Origin of the sequence: Campylobacter sp. US50a, assembly GCF_004379015.1 — a bacterium.
GTDB classification, from domain to species: domain Bacteria; phylum Campylobacterota; class Campylobacteria; order Campylobacterales; family Campylobacteraceae; genus Campylobacter_D; species Campylobacter_D jejuni.
Window position 1 is genome coordinate 1 of record NZ_RYYJ01000018.1, and the last position, 4991, is coordinate 4991.

The 4991-nt window shown below is 23.0% G+C and carries 6 protein-coding genes; 2 read left to right on the plus strand and 4 right to left on the minus strand.

Annotated features, from left to right (window positions below; genetic code table 11):
* From ELQ11_RS10365 to ELQ11_RS09000, 4 genes are all read right to left on the minus strand, one after another.
* On the minus strand, positions 1-2567 hold a 2567-nt coding region (locus ELQ11_RS10365; RefSeq protein ID WP_243833547.1), incomplete at its 3' end, for a hypothetical protein.
* Between the two features lie 44 nt (positions 2568-2611).
* Positions 2612-3031 carry a hypothetical protein gene (locus tag ELQ11_RS08990; RefSeq protein WP_126207232.1) on the minus strand — a complete coding sequence of 140 codons (420 nt, stop codon included), beginning with the start codon at positions 3029-3031 and terminating at the stop codon, positions 2612-2614.
* 212 nt (positions 3032-3243) lie between these two features.
* Entirely contained in the window at positions 3244-3699 is a 456-nt protein-coding gene (locus tag ELQ11_RS08995) for a hypothetical protein (protein WP_052841246.1), read from the minus strand.
* 44 nt (positions 3700-3743) lie between these two features.
* Positions 3744-4163 carry a hypothetical protein gene (locus ELQ11_RS09000; RefSeq protein WP_126207232.1) on the minus strand — a complete coding sequence of 140 codons (420 nt, stop codon included), beginning with the start codon at positions 4161-4163 and terminating at the stop codon, positions 3744-3746.
* A 151-nt stretch (positions 4164-4314) separates the two neighbouring features.
* On the opposite strand from ELQ11_RS09000, the gene ELQ11_RS10370 reads away from it, so the two are divergent.
* Together ELQ11_RS10370 and ELQ11_RS10375 are read left to right on the plus strand one after the other, a co-directional pair.
* Positions 4315-4545, plus strand: a complete 231-nt coding sequence (locus ELQ11_RS10370; protein ID WP_060787640.1) for a hypothetical protein — start codon at positions 4315-4317, stop codon at positions 4543-4545.
* Positions 4546-4571: 26 nt separating this feature from the next.
* Entirely contained in the window at positions 4572-4898 is a 327-nt protein-coding gene (locus ELQ11_RS10375; protein WP_060787641.1) for a hypothetical protein, read from the plus strand.
* The last annotated feature ends 93 nt before the right edge of the window (positions 4899-4991 follow it).

Genomic DNA, 4991 nt, shown 5'->3' on the forward strand with positions numbered 1-4991 from the left:
TGTTTTATAGTATTATCTTGATCTAATTCTCCAAAGTAAAAAGGATTATTAGGAAGTTCATTTGAGCCTGTAAGGAGAGTGGAGTTTAGGAAGATTTTTATATCTAAACTTTTAAAATCTATTTGATATTTTTCTTCTATGTCCTTTATATCCAAAACACTTCTATCTTTTGCAAAAATATCACAATGATTATCATAAATATGGATCAAATTTGACATAGAGATGAAAGAAGTATTGTTAGAATTATCTTGCAAATCTTGTAAATTTACTTTATCTAAGAATATGATTTTTATATTATTTGTCTTTAATACTATGGTATTGGTATTTTTATCATAAAATTGCTCTATGTTAAATACTTCGTTTAAAATTAAATTAACATCATTTTCCTTAGTATTAAAGCTTTGATTATTTAGATTATCTTGTAAGGAAATTTCTTTATCTAAATAGGCTTGGATATCTTTTATTTTTTCATTTCTTTTTTCTTTTAAAGTATTGATAGATTTATAAAGCCTTTTTCTAGCATCAAGATAGGTATCATTGAGCTTTTCTTTATCTAGGATGAAGATTTTTGTGAAAGTAGAATTATAGCTTAGATTGTTTATAGCGGTAGCTTGGGTGAAATAAGTATTTTTATCTTCTCTTAATACTATTAAATTTATACATACATAAAGGCAATAAAAATAACCCAATTTATTATCTAAATCATTTAAAATTAAATCTTGGATTTCATTTAAATCTATATATTTATAATAAGCCTTGTTTTCTTTTAAAAATTCTATCACAGAATACAAATTAAAATATGTTATATCTTTTTGATTAATTTGTTGTATTATTGCATTTAATATAATTTTCTCTTGTGTTTTTTTATGAGAATAGAGTCTATTTTGATAAAAAATTATTTCTGAAAAATACTCTTTAAATTTCTGATTAAAAATTTGTTGTTCTCTTTCATATTTTACTTTATAAAGTTCATACCATTTTAACTCCTCATCATATTTAGCTTTTTTTATTTTATATTCCTCCAAAGCTTGCAATTGCGTAGATGAGAAACCTTGAATATTTGCTGCAAATAAAGGTTTTTTGGGTTCTTTTGGTAAATAATGAATTTGCAAATATTCCAAAGAATTTGAAAAATCATTAGATAGTTTAGGAATGCTAAAATATGACAAAATACGATCATCATAACGAGTTCTTGCGGTAGCCAAAACATTATTATGGTATTTGATAAAAGTCCATAGCTCTTCATCCTTATTTATATTATACTCTAAAAGGTTATCAATTTCTTTATTTTTCATAAGATTTAAAATATAATTTAATTCTATGATAGTAGGCTCTAAAAAATGAGAATCCCAAAATCGATCCCCTAAATTAACAATATAATGCTTCCCGTCTATATCTACTCCTAAATCTTGTATCACCCCTTTTGTATTGGAAGCATCGGAATCAGTATCTGTTTCAATATGATAAGTATTATCACTTGTAGCTAAAATATTTTTGATATTAAGATTAGTAAGGAGCTGATTAACACAATTTATAAATACTTCATCAACTTCAAAAATATCATAAAAATAATTCGTTGATTTACTATAAATTATATTTGTTTTTATAAAGATATAATGTTCTTTTAAGTTTGTTTTATTATGAAAGTATGATTTTATATTTTGAAATAAATTAGAATCATATCCTATTAAGTTTATTTCTATACTTTTTTGATATTTATAAGATCTTATTTGATAAAACAATGCTTGCTCTTTATTATCAGAATTGATAATTTTTCCATCTATTCTGTAAATTTGATTTAAATTTAAAGCTTTTAGTTCTTTTGCACCAGGCGAATTGAAAGTGTAGATTTCTTTAACATTAGCACTAGAATTAACACTCGCTAATGAAAGAGTAAGTAGTTGTGCCAAAGCTCCGCCTAAAGAATGACCTACAATTACCAAACCTTTGTCTTTTATAATATTTGGAAATTCTTTAACACACTCAGAATAAAATTTAATCATATCAAGATATTGATTATAGGGAACTTTGCCTAAAGCTAAATCAACATCAGCATCCAAAATATCTACACTAAAATTACTTGTAGGCTCTGTTCCTCGTATGACTATAATCTTTTGATTGTTATCTTTAGTATCTTCAAACAAAGTAGCACTAAAGCCACTTGTAGTGTTGGGCTGATGTTTTAAAAGTTTAAATCTATTTACAAAATCAATAGTTCTTTTACTCAGTGCATCATTCAATCCTACCCTACTAATATCATTATCCAATGTTATTTCTTTACTATCAAAACAAGTATTTATAAGAGAAATACAATATTTAGGTTCTATTTTAACTATTTTATTTTGTTCAAAACGAGCTTGTATAGCTCTTGCATAGGTAGAATTTTGATTATTATGTTTATCACCTAGTTTTTGGGTATCACCATTTTCATGTTTTTTGTCATTTTCTTTTTTTACATAATCAATCCAATGTAGCATCGCATAACTTGCATCAGCTACATTAGCATAGTCTAAAAATTTAGTGATTAAGTCTAATTTAGCTTCTTGTGTTTTAATGTTTTTACTCATTTGTTATTCCAAAAATCTAAATCTCAAATTATCTTTCTAATTTTTTATCTAACATCTTCACAATCTAATATTTCCTCATATTCAAAATGAAACCCAGCACCCTCATCGCCTCTTAAAAATATATTATAATTATAATACAAATATCGTTTAAATTCTTGATACTTAATGTTATTTTTATCATCAATATACCAAGCTTCTATTTCTTTTTCTTTTACTTTTCCTATTCCAAGTTTAATTTCGCGTGATTTAGTTTCTATTTCTTTCCAATTTGAAGGTTGAATTTCCAAATTCAATTTTTCATTATAAAAATATTTTATACCATTATTTTTAATTCTAATATTAGAATTATTCATCATAGCTTGAATAAATTGTTTTTTTAAATCCAAATAATCTTTATTAAACACTATCATTTTATTACTATTATCTTTACACAAGCTCTTAAACTCATAATACTGCGGATCCATATATTTATAAGAACATCCTCCTACTAAGAATAATAAAAGATATACAGGTAAAAGAAACAAAGTAAATTTTTTAAATATTGTTTTAAAATTTATAGTTTTTGTTTTATTTTTTAATTTATAAAAAATTTTAAAGATAAAATATAAAATAATAGAAAATATAAAAACAAAAAAGAAAAATATAAGAATAAATATTAAAAGATTAATAAAGAATTCTAGCATTTATTAACTCCTCTTAATTTTCTCTGTTTTTTCATAAGACAATTTGTAGTGTTGGGCTGATGTTTTAAAAGTTTAAATCTATTTACAAAATCAATAGTTCTTTTACTCAGTGCATCATTCAATCCTACCCTACTAATATCATTATCCAATGTTATTTCTTTACTATCAAAACAAGTATTTATAAGAGAAATACAATATTTAGGTTCTATTTTAACTATTTTATTTTGTTCAAAACGAGCTTGTATAGCTCTTGCATAGGTAGAATTTTGATTATTATGTTTATCACCTAGTTTTTGGGTATCACCATTTTCATGTTTTTTGTCATTTTCTTTTTTTACATAATCAATCCAATGTAGCATCGCATAACTTGCATCAGCTACATTAGCATAGTCTAAAAATTTAGTGATTAAGTCTAATTTAGCTTCTTGTGTTTTAATGTTTTTACTCATTTGTTATTCCAAAAATCTAAATCTCAAATTATCTTTCTAATTTTTTATCTAACATCTTCACAATCTAATATTTCCTCATATTCAAAATGAAACCCAGCACCCTCATCGCCTCTTAAAAATATATTATAATTATAATACAAATATCGTTTAAATTCTTGATACTTAATGTTATTTTTATCATCAATATACCAAGCTTCTATTTCTTTTTCTTTTACTTTTCCTATTCCAAGTTTAATTTCGCGTGATTTAGTTTCTATTTCTTTCCAATTTGAAGGTTGAATTTCCAAATTCAATTTTTCATTATAAAAATATTTTATACCATTATTTTTAATTCTAATATTAGAATTATTCATCATAGCTTGAATAAATTGTTTTTTTAAATCCAAATAATCTTTATTAAACACTATCATTTTATTACTATTATCTTTACACAAGCTCTTAAACTCATAATACTGCGGATCCATATATTTATAAGAACATCCTCCTACTAAGAATAATAAAAGATATACAGGTAAAAGAAACAAAGTAAATTTTTTAAATATTGTTTTAAAATTTATAGTTTTTGTTTTATTTTTTAATTTATAAAAAATTTTAAAGATAAAACGAAAAGAATATATGAGAAGATATTATGATAGTGAAACTTTAAAATCTATTCTCGGACAAAAGACTAGTTTAGAATATAGCGATGATTTAGAATGTCTTTCTAAGAATACTATATATAAAATTATTTTATCTGAGAAACAATATAATTTTCCTTATGTAAATATTTTTGAAGATAAAATAGAAAATAATTTTACAGCTAGTTTTATAAAAAATGAAGATAGAAAAAAGCTAAAGAACATTTAAAAGCCATATTTTTAAATGCAAATCATTTGTTTGTTTATGATAAATTTATAAATAAAAATCAGAAGCAATTTATAAAATTTGCTGAAGAATGCTTTCCGAGAAAAAAATTAAACATTTTTTATCCTATTGAAAATATAATGAAATATCCCAAAAATTTATGTTCCAACTTGAAAAATATATATAAAGAATGGTTGGTTGTAGAGAATAAAGATGCTGAAATTAACGAAAAATATGATTATTTGCACGATAGATATATAATTGTAGATAAGAAAATTCAAATTATCTTAACTAGCAGCATTGATAATTTAATGAATATTAAAAAAGATTTTACATATATAATAAGAGAATTATAAAATAGTAATTAATTGTATAATATTAATTACTAAAAATAACTATTATATATTAAAAATTAGTAATATATAATAGTATTTACTTTCAAACAACCT